Source organism: Flavobacterium sp. W21_SRS_FM6, from assembly GCF_052119645.1.
In the GTDB taxonomy this organism is placed as follows: Bacteria; Pseudomonadota; Gammaproteobacteria; order Enterobacterales; family Alteromonadaceae; genus Paraglaciecola.
Genome location: NZ_JBGQOM010000008.1, coordinates 102522 through 124286 on the forward strand (window position 1 = coordinate 102522; position 21765 = coordinate 124286).

A 21765-nucleotide genomic window follows, 5' to 3' on the forward strand; every position below is an offset into this window, starting at 1 on the left:
CAATATGGCGCGAGCCTCATGCCGCTAACTGGCCGTAATTCTTGAGCTTTTCAATATTGTGTATCAAACAGAACAAGTACCACTGACCTTGAACTTTATTTTTGCCGCGCAGGCTGAAGCGTTTGAGATTTTTGTTGGTACCTATGTTGCCAAACACCGGTTCAACCACGGACATACGGTGACTGTAAATTTGTTTGCCCTTTGGACTATCCACGCGCTGTTTCATCCAGTCGGTGTAATTAGGTGGTCTACTGCCATTAAGTGCAAAACTGACTTGCCTACCCTTCCCCTTACGATGGTCGGCAGCAATGGGATTATGCATGCATTGATGTTTTTTATCGCAGTTGCGGCATTGTGATAACTTGCCTTCGAAGTACGCTGTTTTTGTGCCTTCGTCACTTTCTCGTATGCCTCTAAAGCTGATTGTTTCTCCCGCTGGACAGATACAGCTATTGTTCATTGGATCAAAACTAAATTCACTGGCAGGGATAACTGTTTTCTTGCGGATTTTATTATCTTGATGGCGTTTACCGTGTTTTTGTTTTTGCTCATTGAACTTGGGGTCGCGGCTTCTAAATTGGTTATCAGGAATATAGGCATTAATGTCATTGTCATGCAGATATGCATTGTTCAATTCGTTCGCAAAGCCCGTGTCGGCAGTGATGATAGTTTGCGCTTTTAAGATATCCTCACTGATAGCTAAACGCTGGAACCGCGCTTTAATGCTTTCAAGTACCGGTTGTAACGTGTGCTGCTCTTGACCGCTACCAAACACTTGAGCATCAACGATAACTTGGTGCTTTTTATCCACCGCAGCCACTCCGTTATAGCCTTGAATGGTGCCCTTACTGGTGGTCATTTTGGCCGATTCATTATCAGTAATATTTGACTTCACTTCCTGTGGCCGTTTACCTGTCCCCATCCGTGGGGCGGCGTCAGACTTCTTTAGAAAGGCATTTATTTTGTCATGCGCTTTATTCAAGGTATCGATGGTTTGCGCGGTGCGCTGTTTGCGTACTTCATCCGCAGACTCACACTTATCCAGCTTCTCATGCTCGTCCATCTGATAGCGGATTTGGCGTTTCAGTTTAGCGCGTTTATCTTCCATCTCTTTAAATGTACCAGACCATTCCTTAGCGGCATTCGATGACATTTTACACCCCGGGGCTGGCCTTCCAGTCTATGGCAAACAATTCGTTACCCAATAAACCTTGGGTATGGCAAATCAATAACACTTGCTCAAAGACGCTCTCTATCTCCTTTCTGCGACCACTCACAAAGCCTGCAATGGTTGTAAAATGCGGCACAGAATCACACGATAAGGCTTTAAAAATGATATTGGTCTCACAGCACCACTGAATTTCACGGCTTGAAGTAATGCCTTTAGAATAGGCAAACAAAATGATTTTCAATAATGCGGCGGGATCATACGCAGGACGGCCAGTGGCATCATTTTGGTACTTTGGATAAAACACCGATAAGTCCAATTTTTCATCAATCAAATGATGAATAGCATATTCAAACGTACCTGGTTGAAGTTGGTCGAGGTAGTTGATCACCACCATGGAATTTTGTTGATAATTGAGCGGGATAAAACGTGGCATCACCAAGGCTCCTGTGCCTAATTGATAATGCTTATTGGATCACAAACGACGATCGGTGGGAAGTGAATAATGATGGTTTTTTGAACTATTTTAGGGTTTTTCTACAGCCTCAACGCTCAAAGCAACGGCGCGGCTTTTTGCGTCCGATGCCTTTGCTTGTTATTGCGTCAACCAGATAAACTATCGCGGCTTGCCGCCTGCCCTGTTTGCACAACAACATGATTAAAATTATTACCCGCACTGTAAAACAACCTTGAGCAAAACTGCAACGAAAAAATGCATGTTAGGTTGAACTGATGCTGATAAAACTGTTGGAAGTTTAACGGGTTGTTTGACTAAAAAAACTGAAAGATCGATTGCCAAAAAGAGTACGAGCCAACTACAACCTTTCTAACCTAAAACTTACTACCGATACTGACCGATAAGTTGTAAGACTGAAGCGCTATAACGCTTACAATAACGGGAAAAAGCGAGTGCTTTGCAACGAAGTTGCAGCGAGGCTTTTTCCCAATGAGCAGAGCGAATGTTGTTGATTGTTTTGTTATACCTAATCATTGAAGCGTGAAACAACCAATTTTAAGTACGGTTTAGATATGTTATTACCGTACGAGTAACTTACCGTTATTTCAATATCGTTTGCCATGTTTGGTACTTCAGAAACGGAATAATTTGCCACTATGTCATCATATTGAAAAGAAGAAATTGGGTCGGCTGTTCCTTTCAGGCAGTTTTCGAGACTGGCTACATTTAACTTCATATTCTCTTTTGAGCTGTTTTCGACCAGCCACGAACAAAATTGCTTTTCTGACGCCAGTTGATTGTGTGAACAGGAAATGCTCATTGAAGACCAATCACTAGTAAGCAATATAGATACTGACTGAGAACCATTTGAAGCTTCTGCAAATTGAGTAAAATTTTCGCAGAAAAGGCTAGAAGCTTTCACTTGAATGCAAAACAGTATCAATAAAAAAAAGAGCGCTTTATGTTTCATAAGGTATAACGCTTTAAACAGCGGAAAACGCGAGCGTTTTGGCGCAGCCAGCGAGTGATTTTCCGCTGATTTAACTTGTTATGTGTGAACATATATTACCCAGCTTTATGGCTTATCCAATCTTACTTTGCCATGAGCAAACAGTAAGTAACTTGGTGCATACCCAGTAAATAATATGCAACCAGACACGTGTAACATAATTGAACATACTGCAAAACCGATGATAGCAATGTAGTGAAATGGTTCAAAAATTAATGCTGCAATGACAGCAAAGATAGCAAAAACCCCGCATAAGAAAATAAAAAGGCATAGGAATCTAATGAATCCCCCTAATTTTTCGATTTCAGAATAATCGTCATCCTCAAATTTCATGATTTACCCACTAGCACATAACGCCCAATTAACGGGCAAATAATTGTTGGCTATAATGTGAGGAACGAACAAAGCCAACGGTTATTTGTCCCTGTTTAATTGCTTGTTAGCAATATTTTTAATCCTATGAAAACGTTTTTATATGTTTAATGTTTTTTACTGAGTCATTAAACTCCTGTAGTGACAAGTCAATTTTATACATACCAAGTGTTTTAAGGTTATATCCTGCTTTGAGTTTTTTAGGGCTAGGAAGCTCAAACTCCATCTTAAAAGCATCACCTTTTTCTGAGATATAAAAAAACTTTAAATCATCAAAGGAGTAATCAACATTATCAATAATTAAACTGTTTGAAGTTAAATCAAATATAAATAATTTAGGATGTTTAATTACCTTATAAATACGATCAGCTAGCCAAATAAATAGGAACGGTATACCTCCTATAAGAAAAATGGCTTTTCCCCATTGATTATTAGGAATGCTATCTCTAAAAAACCAAAACGGAATACAGATTAGAAGACATATCACAGGTTCAATTAAAGGACGAAATATATAGTGTTTTTTGAACTGATAACGATTCAACTATGCCTCCTGCAATATAGCTAACGCTTAACATATGGGGATTTTAGGAGCGCTGTTTCAGCGAGTAAAATTCCCACCATGATGTTTTTGTTAGCTGACTTATTTAAACTGCCTAAGTAGCTCATTTATAAAACTTTGATAATGGATATACTGCAAGCACACTTAATAAAAAGAATACTTCAAAAGCTAAATAGCCACATAGAGAGAGCATAAGAATATATACCGATATTTCTTTAGCACTTAAGTCGAATGTTGATTTAAGCCACTCTAAATTACTTAATATATAAAACACTACTATTAGGCTAAATGTAATCACACCAATTAAATTACCTTTTACGATAGAAGGTAGAACAAAAAAGCTGCTACATAAAAACAGTATCAACAATTGGAGTTCTGGTAATGAAATACGTTCCTTTTCCGCCACTCATTGACTCCTTTCTCTAGTCAGCTAACGCTTTGCATATGGGGATTTTAGGAGCGCTTTTCCAGCGAGTAAAATTCCCACCATGATGCATTTGTTAGGTGCCGATGTTGGTATATGGTGAATTGAAGTTTTCAATATAAAGTCCTTTTTGAGTAATTTTATTGATGGTGTCTTGTGAAACGGAAGATACTCCAATATACGAATAATAGTCATATCCAAAATGAACGAAAGCATTCTGTATTTCAAGTTTGCACCAAACCTCTGACCGAAGTACCGACCGGAATAATTTACCAAAATCACTGGCTGAAACGTACTCGTTATCTTTGAATGGACACAAGTTTTGATTATCCTCTAAACCAATAATCCTCAGTGTGCTTATTTGGTTTTCTTCTAGAAGTAATTTGAGGCATTCGATGTATTTGCTCTCTACTGCTTCGTATTCTTCGATGCTAGTCAAGCTGCCAACGTCTGAAAACTCTGTCCATTCATCCAGTAAGTATGCACCGGAATTATCTCTATTCTTAGGGTTATACTTTGTAATCCTAAATTGCCTCATAGGCACCTAACGCCCCAAGCAGGGGATTTTATGAGCGTTTTTCAGCGAGTAAAATTCCCGCTGACTTGGCTTGTTAGAGGTAATATTACTTAGCATTACTTCTACTTAATTTACGATAATTTAAATACGTTAAAACAGTAAATAATACTGATAACAAAATATAAATAGAAACTGCTAGCCCGAAGCTTCCTTTGTCAGTATCGACGTTGATAAATTCATTATCAAATGGGATATAAAGCGACCCACTAAATATACCTGATACAGTTAAAACCCAAGCAAAAATAACTCCACATGCTTGCCAAAGAACAATCAATTTATTTGGTGCTTCAATTTGCGTACTGATGCGGCTTTACCTCTAACGCCCGCATAACGGGCAATAACACGTAGGCTAAAATTGGAGCGAAGCGACTGAGCCTACGTGTTATTGTCCCAGCGAGCCTGCGAGCGAGTTAATGCGATTGTTATGCATCTACTTGCGTTTATACAACAACCCCAACGAGCCCTTTTTCCATGGCTCGGAGTAAAAATCTCCAACTTTTAACGCTGTATAATTTTTCTTAGATACATCGAGTTTAAGAGTTTTTCCGTTATCCGCTGTTTTTATGAAGACATAGTAACTAGTTCCAGCTTTGGTGCTTTCATAAGTGTCTAGTTTTACAACAGAGCCGCTTAACTGAAAATCAGATTGGGGACCAATGAAATTGTTGAACCCTAGAACAAAACCTCCACTCATAATGAGGAGCATTGCAGCAACAACAGTTGTTAGTGTAATTCCCTTCAATTCTCCAGATTCGCGGCGTAGGTTTGGGATTCTTTTAAAGTAAACGTAGAAGCAAATAATAACGATAGGAACTGACAAATACTTAAACGCCCATACAAATGACGAATTTAATACTGTTTCGTACATCAGCAAGGGAACTATCGAGATGACCATAAATAGCCCGAATGACTTATCTCCGTGCTTTTTTAAAAAATACTCCAATCTCAAACTCCTTTTGATGCATAACGCCGCCAGCACGCGCGGTTTTGTAGTGAAGGCGAAGCCGCAACGGAGAAGCCGTCGCCGTGCCTGGCTTTGTTATATTTATTCACAACTTTTGGTATCAATCGGAAACTCTGCTATCTCTTTGTGGCTCGAGTCTGAATAGCTATATTTAACCACTATTTTCATTTTACGAAATTCAGACATCGACTCAGAAGTACATACTGAATTTTGTAGTTTAGGTATCATTGTTTTCTTAAACTGATCGATGTCCATTTCTGAAACATCGTAATTTATAAGTTTATATTTGTACGTAAACGAGTTCTTGAAACCCACCGTAGATAAAAGCTCGGTTTCACTATCTACAGTCATTGGTAAATTTGAATTAATCTTATTTGCAGCTTGCATCAGGACGGTTGTGTAATCGGTTGGTTTTGAGAACATACCGTCCACAGCCCAACTTCCAAACATTGCACCACCAATAGCACCAACTACAACTAATACATTCGTAGCGAATTTATTCAACGGAACTTCCCTTAAAAATATAACGCTCCGCATAAATGGCGGATAACAGTTGGCTAACCTTAGCGAAGAATGAGCGCCAGCCAACTGTTAGGCGTCCATTTTAATGCGTTTGTTATGTATTAAACGCACCTATCTAAAATACCGTTTGAATAACACTGGGCAAAGAAATTTAGAATGTTCAATATCAGGTAAACTGTTACCAGGATGAGAGCAATAACTAAATACTGAATCAACAAAGTAAGCAAGATCTATAAGGTATTTATTAGCTTTTTTAGAGTGAAGAGCTTTACTTACTCGAATCTTTTTTAAGTCAGCTAAATCATTTTTATCAACTCGAAATTGGCCAAAATAAGGATCGTTAGAGTAAAATTCGATACGAAAAGCCTCACCTTCCAAAATATACTCGATATCATGGAATTTCTTCCATGATATATAACCAGCATTATATTTTTTAGCTAGAGCAATACCTTTTTCTAAATTACCACTGCTTCTATATTTGACCAGTTTTTTGCAGCAAGCTAATAGGTATTTCTTTATTTGCTTTTGTTTAAACGGGTCAGCGTTTAATTGCTCAAGCCTATTCAATATATCCATATTCAAAGTAATACATAACGCCCGCATAAATTGCGGATAACAGTTGGCTAAAATAAGCGAAGAATGAGCGCCAGCCAACTGTTAGACGTCCATTTTGATGCGTTTGTTATGTGTAAACGCACTCCGTTATTTTAAACTCTGTAAACATCACTTTGAATTTTGAACCAGAGCGTAACTCGATTATATGTTGATAATGCTCGTTTTCCGACGATATTTCGTGAGTTAACACATCACCGTGAAAAGTGTCATTGTAATTAAACTCATTGATATGACCGATTAATTCATAGGATTTAACATTGTTGTAAGTTAATACAATGTCTCGATCATGGTGCTGCCCCAGCAAGTTTAAAGTAATGGATAATGAAGCATCAAAAGGGCGTTGTTTGTTTCGATTTTCAGCAATAGTTAAAGAAGTAACCCAAGTATCGTGAAGTGACCTTGGATGGTTTAACTCATAACGTTCTGGGTTAGCAGCGAATTCAAAAAGCTGATCAGGCATTTTTTCTTTGTTTGCTACAAGATTAGAAATATATTTATCGAAATCTGAATTCACTTATGAACTTCCATTTACACATAACGCCCCGCTAAGGGGCAAATTGAGTGGGCTATACTTGCGCGAAGCGCCAGCCCGCGAAAATTTGTCCCGCCAGCGAAGCTGGTTAACTTGAGCGGCTTGTTAGGTGTTTTTCCGTGCATAAACTTACCACTTTCCCACAGTAAAATAAGATTCATTTGAAACAACGAAAGCTTCTTCAATGTCCCTTTGAGCTACTCCCAACTTGAATAGCTCTTGTTTTAGTTCAGTCTCGGAAAGTGGGCCAATTTTATTGGGTTCGATATTGGCTCCCGAAATGGATATCTGGGCAACGTAACCATTATCTTGTTTTGTCACCTTAATCATAAATGTTCAACCCAGTACACCTAACGCTCAAAGCAACGGCGCGGCTTTTTGCGTCCGATGCCTTTGCTTGTTATTGCGTCAACCAGATAAACTATCGCGGCTTGCCGCCTGCCCTGTTTGCACAACAACATGATTAAAATTATTACCCGCACTGTAAAACAACCTTGAGCAAAACTGCAACGAAAAAATGCATGTTAGGTTGAACTGATGCTGATAAAACTGTTGGAAGTTTAACGGGTTGTTTGACTAAAAAAACTGAAAGATCGATTGCCAAAAAGAGTACGAGCCAACTACAACCTTTCTAACCTAAAACTTACTACCGATACTGACCGATAAGTTGTAAGACTGAAGCGCTATAACGCTTAACATATGGGGATTTTAGGAGCGCTGTTTCAGCGAGTAAAATTCCCACAATGATGTTTTTGTTAGGTTTGTTTTTAGACATCCTAGTCATCAGGATACTCCGACAAATAAAACTCCATGTTTAAATTTACCATTATTTGCATGGACTGAATTGTTAGTTTACCCCCGCCACCAAACGCATCTTCTCTTGGACTGAAACCAACGTCAGCTGAATAATCACTTGGTGGTAAATCCTTGTTTTCTATTAGCCATTCTTGAAATGCTTTCATTTGATCAGGTAAGCGCCAATTTTCAGGGAGTAAGAAAGCAACATCCGCACTTTTACCTTTTTCGTTCTTTTTCAAATGATCTGAGATTTTAATAGGCACAATAAAAACCTAACGCTTCGAATAGGCGGCGCGCGCTGTTTGCGCGTCGGCCCTAATTTGTTTGTTATGTTTTGACAACTTAAAGCGCATCAATTTTTTGAAAAGTTTTATGCACTACGTAACCAATAAAAACCAAAGGAACCGCAACTGTCCAAAGTAATGTTAGAAATAATGACATTGTAAATTGCCCACCTGATGCTCCAATAATTGCACCGAGCCCCATGCCAAACAAAAGCATTAAAATTGGCCCTAACACCAAGTAAAGTTTAATTTCATTTTTTGAATCATTGTGAAGATATTTTGTAATCATACTTTGCACTTCCATACTCCTTTAAAAACATAACGCTCAAAGCAACGGCGCGGCTTTTTGCGTCCGATGCCTTTGCTTGTTATTGCGCCAACCTAATGAACTATCGCGGCTTGCCGCCTGCCCTGTGAACACAACAACATGATTAAAATATTACCCGTAGACTAAACCAACCTTGAATAAAACTGCAACGAAAAATTGCATGTTAGGTTGAACCGTTTTGGATAAAAGTGCTGGAAATATATAAAGTTTATTGGGCTAAGAAATGAAAGGACGATTGCCAAAATGAGCACTAGCCAACTACAACCTAAGGAAACTAAAACTTACTACCGATACTGACCAATAAGTTGTAAGGACAAAGCGCTATAACGCCCAATTAAGCGGCGAATAATAGTTGGCTAAAATGTTGAACGAAGTGAAAACAGCCAACTGTTATGAGTCCACTTGAATTGCTTGTTATGTGCAGAGCAAGTTTAGAACTTAACCTGAACAATAACGAAGCAACCCTTAATAAATTTATCCTTGAGCCATTAAAACCAAAAATAGAATGAAATAATAGCTTTACCGCAAAACTTGTTTTGTAATTGTGTAAAGCTTATTAGTGGCAGCTTCTAAACTAACAATGGCGAAACACACCAAAACCGTATTTTATTTTTAAAGCTTTTAGTTAAAGCACATAACGCTCAAAGCAACGGCGCGGCTTTTTGCGTCCGATGCCTTTGCTTGTTATTGCGCCAACCTAATGAACTATCGCGGCTTGCCGCCTGCCCTGTTAACACAACAACATGATTAAAATTATTACCCACACTGTAAAACAACCTTGATTAAAACTGCAACGAAAAATTGCATGTTAGGTTGAACTGATGCTGATAAAACTGTCGGAAGTTTAACGGGTTGTTTGGCTGAAAACGGAAAGAACGATTGCCAAAAAGAGTACGTGCCAACTACAACCTTTTGAACCTAAAACTTACTAACGATACTGACCGATAAGTTGTAAGGCTGAAGCGCCATAACGCTCAAAGCAACGGCGCGGCTTTTTGCGTCCGATGCCTTTGCTTGTTATTGCGTCAACCAGATAAACTATCGCGGCTTGCCGCCTGCCCTGTTTGCACAACAACATGATTAAAATTATTACCCGCACTGTAAAACAACCTTGAGCAAAACTGCAACGAAAAAATGCATGTTAGGTTGAACTGATGCTGATAAAACTGTTGGAAGTTTAACGGGTTGTTTGACTAAAAAAACTGAAAGATCGATTGCCAAAAAGAGTACGAGCCAACTACAACCTTTCTAACCTAAAACTTACTACCGATACTGACCGATAAGTTGTAAGACTGAAGCGCTATAACGCTTTGCATATGGGGATTTTAGGAGCGTTTTTTCAGCGAGTAAAATTCCCACCATAATGCATTTGTTAGCCATCAAAATTAACAATCCTATGCTGATATTGTGTTTTTGGAAAACCACAGTCTTTTCTCATTTCAGTAATGCAATTGATAAAATCTTCTTTTGATGGAGATTTATTTATGACCGAATCCAAAAACTTAGCCATTTGATTTATAACACCTTCGCTTGCCCAAAGAGCGGCAAGATCGTAGGCTTTAAGAAATTCAATCTCCTGCTCTGAACTTGGTTTGCGTCCAGAGTCTATAAAAATTCGCATAGCAACAGCGAGGCTTGAATAAACATCTCTTCGCCGAATTAAGAGTTCATGTTCTCTAGCTAACGAGGCTTTTTCATTTTCAATTATTCTTCCTGCCCAAATATTACCCAACCATTTAGACAAAACAAAAACTATAGCCGCACCTCCGCCAAGACTTAATGTAATTGCCCCAATAATTTCCATTAACTGTGTGAATTCCACACTTACTCTCCTTGATGGCTAACGCCCAATTAACGGGCTAAAAATTGTGGGCTAAACTTGAGCGAAGCGAACAGCCCGCTGTTTTTAGTCCTTGTTGAATTGCTTGTTAGCACTCAGTTATGGACGGCTTACGTTGTAGCGTGCAAAGTGTTTCCATGTGCCGTCAGGTTGACTTGCTTCAAGGACGAATAGCCAAGTATTTGTGTCCGGGTTGTAGGTGAAGGTATCACGGAAAGGGCTGCTTCCGTATGGAATCGTGAATTGAATAGAGTTGTCCGTTACGCTACCTGTACCATGTGGAATAGAGTACTTAGCGCCAAAGCTGTCCATCCAATGAGCAAAGATAGTTTCACTTTTTGTGTCGTATCCGATTATCACACGAGCCTCGTACTCAGAAGGAACTTGAACATCATTCATATGGATCTCGGTAAAAGCACCTTGCAGCGTGGGCCCTGCAGTCATCCGATAGGTGACTGGTTTGCCCATTACATCACCAGACATGACCCAATCGCCATCCAATGCTATCAAGGCTGCTGGTCTCTCCAAGATTTTAGGGTGCTCTTGAGCATGTAAAGTACCTGCTACAAGAATCACCAACAAACCAGCTATTTTTAAAAGTCGCATATAATCTTCCTTTGAGTGCTAACAATATTAATATCCGGAAAAGTTCCGTTTTTAAACACGGATTTATTCCGCTTTTCTACATTTGTCTTTTTTAACATAGTATTTATCTTACTGTATAGGTTAAATTTATTTCCAATTCAAAAAACTCATGTTGTGGAAAGACGGAATAATTCCTAAATCTTGCTGTTATGCGGAAGTTTTACTATAACTGTACAAATAAACAGTTATAGTAAGGACGCTTAAATGCCTAAATCAATATTTTTAAATATGGTAAAAGATGAGATGTTCAAGCTGCGTTATGCTAAACGAACTATTGAAGCTTATTTAAAATGGATCAGTAGTTACATTCACTTTCATCAGAAAAAACACCCTAATTTAATGCACGACTCGGAAGTTGAGGCATTTCTATCTCATTTAGTATTAGAGCTTGATGTTTCAGCTGCCACACAAACCTCCGCGTTAAATGCCTTGGTGTTTTTGTATCGCGATATCATACGCCGCCCTTTAAACGTAAAACTTAACTTTGTTAAAAGCTCGAGGCAACAGAAACTGCCAGTTGTGTTAACCACCGATGAAATGCGGCGCTTACTGGCGGTCATAAACGCTCAACATAAATTACCCGTTTCTATACTATATGCCAGCGGATTACGCTTGATGGAGTGTATGAGGCTGAGAGTGAAAGACATTGATTTTGACTATAAATCCATTCGAATTTGGTATGGTAAAGGGGGCAAACATCGTGTCGTTACTCTTGCTGATGAACTAGTCCCTGCCCTAAGGCAGCAGATTACGCTTGTGCAACAATATTTGGACGCAGATTTAATTAATCCCGATTACTCAGGTGTATATTTACCCCACCGCCTTCGACTAAAATACAAAAAGGCCAACCGTTCATTGGAATGGCAATATTTGTTTGCATCGCGGCAATTATCAAAAGATCCTGAAGATAAGTCATTACGTCGCCATCATATTGATGAGTCAGCTATTCAAAAGGCTATTCGTTTCGCGGCTAAAAAAGCGAATATTGGCAAAACAGTCACACCTCATACCTTGCGCCATTCCTTTGCTACCCATTTGTTGCAATCTGGTGCAGATATTCGCACAGTGCAAGACCAACTCGGGCATGCTGATTTGCGTACCACGCAGATTTACACGCATATACTGCAGCGCGGTGGCAACAGTGTGGTGAGCCCCTTGTCGCGTTTGTAGGTAGGCATATTGAGGCCAAGTAGAAGATCCCTCATCGTTTCACTCCACTGGGGTGACAAATTGAAAAAATAAACGGGATTCAGAGATTAAATACTCAGCTAAAAGAGTAATTTGCAGCACATAAATGCGTGTTTTGTTTTTAGTTGTTTATTTCAATTTTTGCTGAACAAACAACGCCGTTTCGCGGCAACGGTTGTCGAGAAACAGTCATTACAAAAGGCTGCACCGCAAAAAATTCACCTTCCTATTACACAAGATCCCGTTTTTACTCGCCACTCGCAGCGAATACTATTTCAACCTTTGAGCTAATCCGCTGCCCCTGACACATTGTTGTTTGAGGCAAATCTGCAAAGCTTGTTGCTGAGCGTATAGGGTGAAGTTTTGTTTAGCGCGGGTCAATCCTGTGTATAGCAGTTCACGGCTTAATCCTCTGCCCTTTGACTGTTGATTTATCAGTGGTAAACACAAATGCACTTGTTCAAATTCAGATCCTTGGCTTTTGTGAATTGTCATGGCGTAAAGGGTGTCGTGAGGCGGAATACGGTTGGGTAAAAAGCCGGATAAGTGGCCCTCTGCCATGTTAAACCATACTTTAGTGAGACTAGGGTTAGCGGGATCTGGCATGACAATACCAATATCACCATTAAACAGTTTTAAATTATGGTCGTTGCGGGTCAAAATCACGGGCCGTCCGGCATAAAAATCTTGGCTGGTGGTAATTAAGCCCTGGGCGCTCAATTCTTGTTGGATGACACGATTAAGTTCCACTACCCCCCAAGGGCCATTGCGCTGAGCACAAAGCACTTGTTGGCGCGCCAAACACGCAAAGGCCATTTGCAAATTCCCTTGTTTAATTGCACTAAAATAGCTGCGGTAAATCGGCATTAAATTTAATACTAAGGTTTGTAATTGCTCATCATAGATGGCCTTAGAAAAAGTCGCCTTAGGTTCAATCCAACTCACATCGGCCATGGTAGACGCTTTAAGCAGTGTAATACTGGGTTGTATTTCACCTTGATTAATGTGTGTGGCCAATTGGCCTATGCCACTGCTTGCACTAAATCGATGGCTTTTTTGTAACATCACCAAATTATCTTGAATGTGACTCGTTGGCTGCGCACTGACTTGCTGTTTGCTTATTGGCAGTTGCAGGTCCTGCTGTAACTGCTGTTGCATGGCTGGGCTATATGCAGCTAATCCTGAGTGTTGGGCTTGACTGGTGACCGCAGCACAAATATCTGACAACACACTGCCTGCTTCAACTGAGGCTAGCTGGTCTTTATCACCCAACAATATAACTTGTGCCTTACTGGGCAAAGCGGAAAATAGCTTACTCATTAGTGGTAAATCAACCATTGAGGCCTCGTCCACTACCAGCACATCAAGGTGTAATGGTTGTGTGACGTTGGCTTTAAAGTAAGGACTAAGCGGTCTAGCGCCCAGTAAACGATGTATGGTTTGGCATTGCTCAGGCAGGTTTTGCTGCAACTCGGCGGGTAATTTTAGTTTAGCTACGGCGATAGATTCGGTTAAACGCGCTGCAGCCTTGCCGGTTGGTGCCACTAACTTAATCGACAAGACCTTGTCTTTGGCTCGCGCTAAACCTTGTAATAATGCCAATAATTTGGTCACCGTAGTGGTTTTGCCTGTTCCCGGGCCACCCGTGATAAAACTGATCATCTGACGGGCGGCAAGGCAAACTGCTACCTGTTGCCAATCCAACTCTTGTTGGCTTGCTGTACTAAACAATTGTTTTAATAGTTGGAGCGAGCCTAGCTCATCTACCCCTTTTTGCTGACTGGCTCGGGCCAATATTTGCTCAGCCAATTCACCTTCATACAGCCAATAGCGCTGCAGATACAGGCTGTTACCATCTAGCACAATAGGTTTATTACAACTGAGTTTAGCAATACTAAAAGGCAAGGTGATCACTTCAACCATCGAGCACTGCTGCAAATAGCGTGTTAACTCTGCTTGCTCGGCAAAATAAAAATCAGGCGCAAACACGCCTTGTATTTGGCTTAGTTCAATGCAGCTGTGCTGCTCACCTAAACTCGCACTTAAATAAGCGCTTAATAAACTCACATTGAGGTATTGCTCGGGGTGTTGCGCGTCGAGTCCTTCGGCAATAAAAAGTGCAAAGGCCTTATCGAGCGGCCGCAAAATACCTTGAGTTTGTAGCTTGTCTAGTACGCTTAAAAGTTGGCTACTAGGCGAATCGCACTGTTCAATAGATTGCTCTACCATAAGTCAAGCTGTCCTTGGTCTATTTGATCACCTGGCGGCTTAGGTGGCTCAGATTTTGTTGAATGTGTGGGCACAAAATCGGGTAAGGGCTCACCATTAAACAACGTATCTAAGGCGCAAATAAAGGCTTCATCTGCACGGTAGTAATACACCCCTCTTTGCGGCAATTCGCTGTGCATGCCACGCAAAAACAAATAGTACGCCCCACCCATATGGTCTTGATAACGGTAATGTGGCAGCTGTTGTTTTAACCAGCGATGCAAGGCCAAGGTGTATAAAATAGCTTGTAGGTGATAATCGTGTTCTTGCATTGCCCGCTCTAATGAGGCGAGTTGGTAATGGTCGTAGTCGAGGCCCAAATGATTAGATTTATAATCAGCAACGTAGTATTTACCCTCAAAAGCAAAGGTTAAATCGATAAAACCTTTTAACATGCCATTGAGCTGAGCAAACTCGTACTGCCTAATTGAATGGGGCATAAAATGATTAATCAGTTGATTAAACGCCGCCACTTGCACCTGTTTAAGCGGCATGTAAAATTCCATTTCTACTTTAATCTGTGTGGGTGCAAGTTGCGATAAACTCAATACTGCACCACTTTGACTGGTGGCAATATTGGCCATTAGCAGGTCGCTAAGCCAATTATATAAGGGCTCTTGCCAATCTTTCCCAATGGCAAATTTCAGGCTTTGCTCTTTAATCACCTCAGCTAAGGAGTTGGCTTGAGTAAAGTCAATATTCTCTAAAACGCCATGTAAAAACGATCCCGCATTCGCCCCCTTTTCAAAGGTGAAGGCGTTTAGTTCTCGCTCAGTGGCTGTCATAATTTGCTCTTCTTGCACGGCATCACGCCCTTCATCCATGCCCGGTATGAGTACCTCAAGATGAGACTGTTGTTGGCTGATAGCCGAGTAACTGGTTAAACGCCATTGCCGTTCAATGGGCTTAGTTAATTGCAGCGCAACAAGATCAGCAACAACAGGCTCTGCATCAAAAGTGGGAGGCGAATTGTCTGTTTGCGTGATTAACCTTAGGTCTGGTAAATCAGCGGCATAAAAACTCGAATAAGTGATACTGCCTTGTTGGCTTGCGTGATGGCTTAGCTGCTGAATATACCTTGCAATGAGCTGGTCGGTTACCTCTACTCCTTGTGGCAATAAAATCGCACCTAGAGCAGTTTCTAAAAAGGCCGAACGACGGCGTCTATCATCACTGATGTTATGCCATACACCCAGAGCACAATAATATTCTGCGCGGGTAAGCGCGACATACAACAAACGAACATCTTCTTCTAAGCGCTCTTGTTCTGCCACCTTCATGGCTTTTTCTTGCCCCAAAAAATCCACCAGCAGTTGCCCCTCGTCAGCGTGAAAAACGGCCGATTGCGCGGATTTGTAACTGTTACCGAAAGGGATAAACACCAAGGGATATTGCAAACCTTTGGAGGCGTGTAAGGTAGAGATTTGCACCAAATTGGCATCCGTTTCTAAACGTAACTGCTGTTTGTCGTTTGAGTGATCGGGGTCTTGCAAACATTGGCTGAACCAATGCATTAACTGTCCATGCCCTTGCACTTCTAAACTACGTTGTTGCAAAAGCTCTAGCACATGCCGTAAATCGGTCACGCGGCGCAAACCATCGCTAAAATGTCTTAGTGCTTTTTGCTCAATTCTAAAATGACTAATGACTTTATTCATGGCCATCATCAAGCCGTATTTTTGCCAGTCCTGATGCCAGTGATGAAACAACGCAATGATATTCTGCCACTCGTTGTCATCATTAAATAAGCTATCTAATTCAAAAGCGCTAATAGCAAAAAGTTCCGTCAAAAGTGCTGTTTTTACTGCTCTGTCATCACCAGGTTGGCTAAGCGCGCTCAACAGCCTATAACAATCAAGTGCCGTTTGACTGGCAAAGACACTTTTACGGGCTAAAAACACGCTGGCAATATCGAGTTCTTGTAGAGCAAGTTTAACCAATTGCGCTTCATTGCGATTACGCACCAATACGCAACAGTCACCGGCTCGCACCGCCTTGCCTGCAACCGTGCTGTTTTCCTGCAAAATGGTGGCAATCTGCCTAGCACAATAGTGCGCCAAGCTTTGCTGCGCTTGCCCTTTTGCAATGGGTTTGTCGTTGTCAGAACACAAGTGCCACAGGTCTAAACTGGCCTGAGCTTGACCATTAATGAGTAAACCCGTTTCATCTTTTCCGGCTTTTACTGGATAAAATGACAATGCACTTTTTTGGCTTTCTGGCTGCTGATTGTGCATAAACAGTGTATTAACCGCAGCGATTAGCTGAGGGGTTGAGCGCCAATTGGTATCAAGAGTAAATTGTTGTTGCACGCTAACCTGTTTTTTAGCGTGCAGGTAAGTAACAATATCCGCACCTCGAAAACCATAAATAGCCTGCTTAGGATCGCCAATCATGATCCAGCACGGGGACTTGGGGCTGTTACTGTCATTTTGCGCCAATTCAGTCGCGAGTGGCGCCGCAGCTTGCGCGTATATTTGCTGAAAAATACGGTATTGCACCGGGTCGGTATCTTGAAATTCGTCAATCAACACCGCTGGGTATCGCGCACGTAAGGCAGTGGCTAATTCATTGTTTTTGTCCTCTTCGCCATTTTGTGGAACCAAAGCATGGCCAAGATGGGTTAATAAATCATCGGGTGAAATTAACTGCAATCGGTTTTTCTGAGTCGCAAGATTGTGCGCTACTTTTACCAAGGCGTCTTGGCAAAATGCGAGTTTGATGCCATCGAGAACTTGTTGCGCTAATGCAGCTAGGTGTTCAAAACGGCTAAAATCAATATCAGGCAAAGATGCGCCCTTTTTAAGGGCTTTTGCTAAATTAGCTGGGCCATACAACAACCAGCCTTCTTTACAAAATGTCGGGTACAATTGGCTACTTTCACAAAAGCGTTGCATGGCTTCAAAGGTTGCAGGTTTACCCACCACAACATTGGCTTTTAACTGGCCTTGCTGCAACAGACTGGCAATATTATTGTCAAGCCACCAGCGTTTTATATCTGCCACTTGTTGACTGTAGTCTTGCTTCAGAGCCACTACCTCACCGATAGCGATATTCGATTGAGGGGCAGCCTTTCGATTTAATAATGGCTGCAAGGTCATAAGTAATTTATCGGGCTGCGACCAAATTTCTAACAACAAAGATTGAATGTCTGCTGGTTGAGTAACTATATGAGTGCGCCAATAATCGGCCACCGCCAGTTTTAACCATTCACTTTCGTCCAGTATGAATTGCTGCTCATACATGGCACCACTTTCAAAAGCATGTTCGGTTAACGCCCGTTGGCAAAAACCATGGATGGTAAAAATCGCTGCTTCATCCATTTGCTTACTGGCTAGAGCTAAACGTTGCGTAGCCAGCGCGGAATTATCGATTTGTTCATACAGGGCTTGAATAAAACTGTCGTTACTTTCGCCGCGATAAAAATCTAAATAGGCACGTTGCAAACGTTGCCGAATCCGCTCTTTTAGCTCTGCTGTGGCTGCATTGGTAAAGGTAACCACTAAAATTTGATCGACATTTAAGGCCTGACAATGATGGCCTAATAACTGACGCAAATATAAGTTAACTATCGTGTAGGTTTTGCCCGTACCAGCACTGGCCTCAATAAGTGATGCACCATATAAGGGAAATGTTAGGGTGTTAAGTGGCTGCATTAGATATCACTCAATTTTTGCAGGGGTAATAATATTTGCTCGCTGAGTTGGCAAAAGTCTTCAAACACATGCTTAAGGTCGGGATAAACACGGGCAATGTGTGGCTCGGCCCCCTCGCCTGCAATAAAGCCACCGTCTTGACCGTTAAAGGTATCAAATACTTTTTGTTTATCTTCACTGGCTACCCACTGCCACGCCGATTCAGGAAAAAACGGTATCAAGGTTTGCTGGCCTTTAATAAATAAGCCTACAAGCTCGCTTAAACATGTGTGCGCCTCCGCCTGACTCAGTTTTTGCAGCTCCCAGCTTTTTACTTTTTGCCCCTCTAGTTCAATAAATACTGCACGTTCAATCCCATCATTACCCGCTTGGGCGCAGATACATAACCAGCTGAGATAGGTGCGTAAACGGTCTTTAGCGCGCAGTTTACCGCTGCGCCATAAAATTAACTGAGGCCCAAATATTTGAGTCACCTGCCCTTGCAGATTGATGTGTACCGCTTGATGTTGATACTCACAATTAAGCACTAAATCGATGGGCAATAACCGGGCTTTTTGCCCGCCACTTTGCTTTGCCATTTCGGTGGCTAAGGCTTGGCTACTGTTAACTATGGTTTCTAAGGCGATAAGACCAGAATATCCGACCGGTAGACGCCCTTCTGCGCGCAACTGCTGAGCAAAATGCTCAGAGATATCCCGCCTGTCTAGGTGTTGATTTTGCTGCTGTTGAATTAATTCAGCCATTAAACGCTCGTTGAGCTGGTATTTGTCTAAACCATCAAAACTAAAGGGCTCGTCATCCAGTAGTTCATCACCTAATCCACTAAAACGACACTGCCAGCGCTGTAAAAAAAAGGCCTTAGTAGGGTTCATAAAAAACTGTATGAGTTCTTCTAGGTTAATATCCACAGGTATGCCATCAAAACACAAACGCTGCGCTTGCACGCTATAAAAAGCAGGTAAAGGATGGGCATTAAATTGGTGTAGCAGTGGTTTTTGCTGGCGAGTGATGGCGACTTGAGCGGCTTGTTCGTTGTAACTTGGCAATCGAGTATTGCCAATAAAATAGTCATCTGCAAAGGGCTGTAAGCTGTGCTTGGTGATTAAGTGCTGACGCAAATTTTTGGCAGTCTGGGCAGGTACTAAGTGTAGCTCGCCATCAAGCGCATAGCCTTGTTCACAATATTCAAGTAATTCACTGACTAAAATAGAGGGACTCAACTCGGTGTTATCTTTTTGGCTAGTGCCCAGATAACTGATATAAAGTTGCTCTCGGGCCGACAATAAGGCCTCTAAAAATAAATAACGATCGTCTAAGCGGCGAGAACGATCACCTCGTTTTGCTTGTGATACCCGCATAAGATCAAAGCCAACTGGCACGGTTTGGCGCGGATAATCGGCATCATTCATGCCCAGTAAACACACTTTTTTAAAGGGAATACTGCGCATGGGCATCAAGGTACAAAAATTCACGTAACCCGCTAAAAAACGCTGACCCACGCCTTTTTCGCTGAGTTGCTGCTCAACTTCTGCCACAAAAACCGCTTGGTCAATTTCGCCTTCGCATTGACTTTGATGTTTTGAAATGTGCTCAAGCACCTTACGAAGCTGACTAAGCTCGACTAGCTCTCGCTCGTCACACTCGTACAAGGCATCGATAATGGCTAAAGATTCAGTGACTTTATCAGCAAGGCTGGCGTGGCGCTGGCAAAAGTCCAGCACCTTGAGCAATTGCTGGGCGAACACATAAAACTTGCCCAGTGCCACGGCTTGCTGACCTTCAATATCAGCATAGGGTGACAACAGTTGCTGTTGATAATGCAATAATTGGCTGGCGTCCATGGCATAACCGGCTAACAGACGTTGCAGACCAAACAACCAGGTATTTTGCCCTTGCTCGGGCAACTCCCATCGCTTTTTATCGGCGTCATCCCAGCCCCAGCGCACTCCGGCATCGGCTAACCAATGCTGTAATAAAGTATATTCTTGTTCGTTGAGATCAAATTGACGCATCACGGCCGGTACAGCTAACCACGTCATAACTTCGCTTAAGGTCAAACGGCTTTGTTGCAGTTTCATTAACTGCACAAAACTCGTTAACAAGGGGGATTCTTCACTGATATTGCGATCAGAAATACCAAAGGGGATGTAGCGTTGACTTGGCGCTGAGCCAAATATGCCTTCAATAAATGGCGCATAAGCGCCCACATCAGGCATCATTACAATTACTTCGCCAGGCTGATTGCGCTCATCTTGGGCAAACCAATCTAAAAGTTGGTCATGTAATACCTCAAGCTCTCTCACCCGAGAATGACACGCATGAAACTGCACTGAGCGATCACAAGTTGTAATCTGGGTTTTGGGAAAGGCTTCGCCATTTCCTAAGAGTTCAATGGGGCTTAAACTGTCGAAACTGTGTCTAAATTGCAGCTCAAAAATCTCTGCTTGAATATGTTCTAACATGCAGCGCGGCTGTGTTTCGACAAAATAATCATGTTGCACAAAATCAAAGCTCAGCAACATATCTTGGTAATCGCGGCCCAATTTTCCCCAAGAAGCCAAAAGCGGATTGCCCGATTGCAAATAATCCGCTTCGCTTTGCTGCCCTTGGCTTTTAATTAACTGTTGTAAGTGTGCCCGTGCCATGGTTTTACCATCCACGATATCGCCCCAATAGTGCTGGCTGGGATTAAACCAAAAGACAAACACATCTCGGTTGACCGCTAAGGCATCTAATACTTCAAGCTGTTGCTGCGGCATGGCCGACAAACCAAAGACAAACAAGGGCTTTTGCTGATCACCATCAGGTGCTTGTGCAGACAATGTGCTGAGTAGTTGTTGGTGCAAGTTGGCTCGATGATAACGAGACTCACCTAGCGCCACACTGTATCGACACATCGCGCGCCATAATATGCCTTGCCAGGGGTGCAAAGTTTCATCAGGCCCCGCATATTCTTGCTTGGGATGCTCAGTTTGCCCTAAGCCGTCAACTGTATCCGCCGCCTCCCACGCCAATATCCATTCCGGGCGATAGACTAAGTACTGATCGTAAATATCGGCAATTTTATGGGCTAATTGATATTGCTTTAGCAGCGGCGCATTCGCTAAATAATTGGCAATCGAACTAAATTCAGTATGGTGCAACATCGAGGGCAACAAGCTCATCAGCTTCCAAGTCATGTTGGGCTTGGTAAAAGCACTTTGCTCGGGTAAGTGTTTAATGTTTTGGCGATACAATTCCCAAATAAAACTCGAGGGCAAAGGAAACTCAACATTGGCGGCAATACCGCGCTTTTGTGCAATTTGTATTTTTAACCACTGCGACATACCCGGGCTTTGTACCAAGATTGTGTCAGGTACAAATAGCGATTCAGGGGAACGGTGTTGTTGACTCAAACAGTCAATCAAACTGTCAGCCAGCATTTCCATTTTATTTGACTGAACAAGGTGCAACATAAGCGTATTAGGTCTTTTATTGTTTTGCTTAGTGTAACAAAGTTACTGATTTTGAAATCAATTTTCTTTCATTTTATGCATAAACAGGCGTGTATAAAATGCCGCTA

The 21765-nt window shown here is 41.7% G+C and carries 19 protein-coding genes; 1 reads left to right on the top strand and 18 read right to left on the bottom strand.

What is annotated here, in order from left to right; translation table 11 throughout:
• Positions 1-16: 16 nt before the first annotated feature.
• From ACEN2L_RS14315 to ACEN2L_RS14385, 15 genes are all read right to left on the bottom strand, one after another.
• On the bottom strand, positions 17-1153 hold the full coding sequence (locus ACEN2L_RS14315; protein ID WP_441744648.1) for a transposase: 1137 nt from the start codon (positions 1151-1153) through the stop codon (positions 17-19).
• A gap of 1 nt (position 1154) precedes the next feature.
• Positions 1155-1604, bottom strand: a complete 450-nt coding sequence (locus tag ACEN2L_RS14320) for a transposase (RefSeq protein ID WP_441744650.1) — start codon at positions 1602-1604, stop codon at positions 1155-1157.
• Positions 1605-2151: 547 nt separating this feature from the next.
• On the bottom strand, positions 2152-2595 hold the full coding sequence (locus ACEN2L_RS14325) for a hypothetical protein (RefSeq protein WP_441744652.1): 444 nt from the start codon (positions 2593-2595) through the stop codon (positions 2152-2154).
• Positions 2596-2700: 105 nt separating this feature from the next.
• Entirely contained in the window at positions 2701-2967 is a 267-nt protein-coding gene (locus ACEN2L_RS14330) for a hypothetical protein (protein ID WP_441744654.1), read from the bottom strand.
• A 124-nt stretch (positions 2968-3091) separates the two neighbouring features.
• Positions 3092-3547 (bottom strand): hypothetical protein, encoded by a 456-nt coding sequence (locus ACEN2L_RS14335; RefSeq protein ID WP_441744656.1) that lies wholly within the window; start codon positions 3545-3547, stop codon positions 3092-3094.
• Between the two features lie 121 nt (positions 3548-3668).
• Positions 3669-3971, bottom strand: coding sequence for a hypothetical protein (locus tag ACEN2L_RS14340; protein WP_441744658.1), 303 nt, complete (start codon positions 3969-3971; stop codon positions 3669-3671).
• A 94-nt stretch (positions 3972-4065) separates the two neighbouring features.
• Positions 4066-4533, bottom strand: coding sequence for a hypothetical protein (locus ACEN2L_RS14345; RefSeq protein WP_441744659.1), 468 nt, complete (start codon positions 4531-4533; stop codon positions 4066-4068).
• A gap of 463 nt (positions 4534-4996) precedes the next feature.
• Positions 4997-5509, bottom strand: a complete 513-nt coding sequence (locus tag ACEN2L_RS14350) for a hypothetical protein (RefSeq protein WP_441744661.1) — start codon at positions 5507-5509, stop codon at positions 4997-4999.
• A gap of 102 nt (positions 5510-5611) precedes the next feature.
• A complete protein-coding gene (locus ACEN2L_RS14355) occupies positions 5612-6034 on the bottom strand; it encodes a hypothetical protein (protein WP_441744662.1) in 423 nt (140 codons plus the stop codon).
• 129 nt (positions 6035-6163) lie between these two features.
• Positions 6164-6706: a hypothetical protein gene (locus ACEN2L_RS14360; RefSeq protein WP_441744664.1), complete on the bottom strand. Its 543-nt coding sequence runs from the start codon at positions 6704-6706 to the stop codon at positions 6164-6166.
• A gap of 28 nt (positions 6707-6734) precedes the next feature.
• Positions 6735-7181 carry a hypothetical protein gene (locus ACEN2L_RS14365; RefSeq protein ID WP_441744666.1) on the bottom strand — a complete coding sequence of 149 codons (447 nt, stop codon included), beginning with the start codon at positions 7179-7181 and terminating at the stop codon, positions 6735-6737.
• Between the two features lie 794 nt (positions 7182-7975).
• Complete coding sequence (locus ACEN2L_RS14370) at positions 7976-8260, bottom strand: hypothetical protein (protein ID WP_441744668.1); 285 nt, start codon at positions 8258-8260, stop codon at positions 7976-7978.
• A 79-nt stretch (positions 8261-8339) separates the two neighbouring features.
• Complete coding sequence (locus ACEN2L_RS14375; protein WP_441744670.1) at positions 8340-8579, bottom strand: hypothetical protein; 240 nt, start codon at positions 8577-8579, stop codon at positions 8340-8342.
• Positions 8580-9981: 1402 nt separating this feature from the next.
• Positions 9982-10431: a hypothetical protein gene (locus ACEN2L_RS14380; protein ID WP_441744672.1), complete on the bottom strand. Its 450-nt coding sequence runs from the start codon at positions 10429-10431 to the stop codon at positions 9982-9984.
• A gap of 117 nt (positions 10432-10548) precedes the next feature.
• Entirely contained in the window at positions 10549-11055 is a 507-nt protein-coding gene (locus ACEN2L_RS14385) for a DUF1579 family protein (protein WP_441744674.1), read from the bottom strand.
• A 243-nt stretch (positions 11056-11298) separates the two neighbouring features.
• Between ACEN2L_RS14385 and ACEN2L_RS14390 the strand changes: the two genes are divergently transcribed.
• Complete coding sequence (locus tag ACEN2L_RS14390) at positions 11299-12264, top strand: integron integrase (RefSeq protein ID WP_441744675.1); 966 nt, start codon at positions 11299-11301, stop codon at positions 12262-12264.
• A gap of 288 nt (positions 12265-12552) precedes the next feature.
• On the opposite strand, the gene recD is transcribed toward ACEN2L_RS14390, so the two are convergent.
• From recD to recC, 3 genes are read right to left on the bottom strand one after another with little or no spacing between them, the layout of a single operon-like run.
• Positions 12553-14511 carry an exodeoxyribonuclease V subunit alpha gene (recD, locus tag ACEN2L_RS14395; protein WP_441744677.1) on the bottom strand — a complete coding sequence of 653 codons (1959 nt, stop codon included), beginning with the start codon at positions 14509-14511 and terminating at the stop codon, positions 12553-12555.
• Entirely contained in the window at positions 14505-18203 is a 3699-nt protein-coding gene (gene recB, locus ACEN2L_RS14400; protein WP_441744679.1) for an exodeoxyribonuclease V subunit beta, read from the bottom strand. The genes recD and recB overlap by 7 nt, the downstream gene beginning before the upstream one ends.
• Positions 18203-21658, bottom strand: a complete 3456-nt coding sequence (gene recC, locus ACEN2L_RS14405) for an exodeoxyribonuclease V subunit gamma (protein WP_441744680.1) — start codon at positions 21656-21658, stop codon at positions 18203-18205. The genes recB and recC overlap by 1 nt, the downstream gene beginning before the upstream one ends.
• Positions 21659-21765 lie beyond the last annotated feature (107 nt).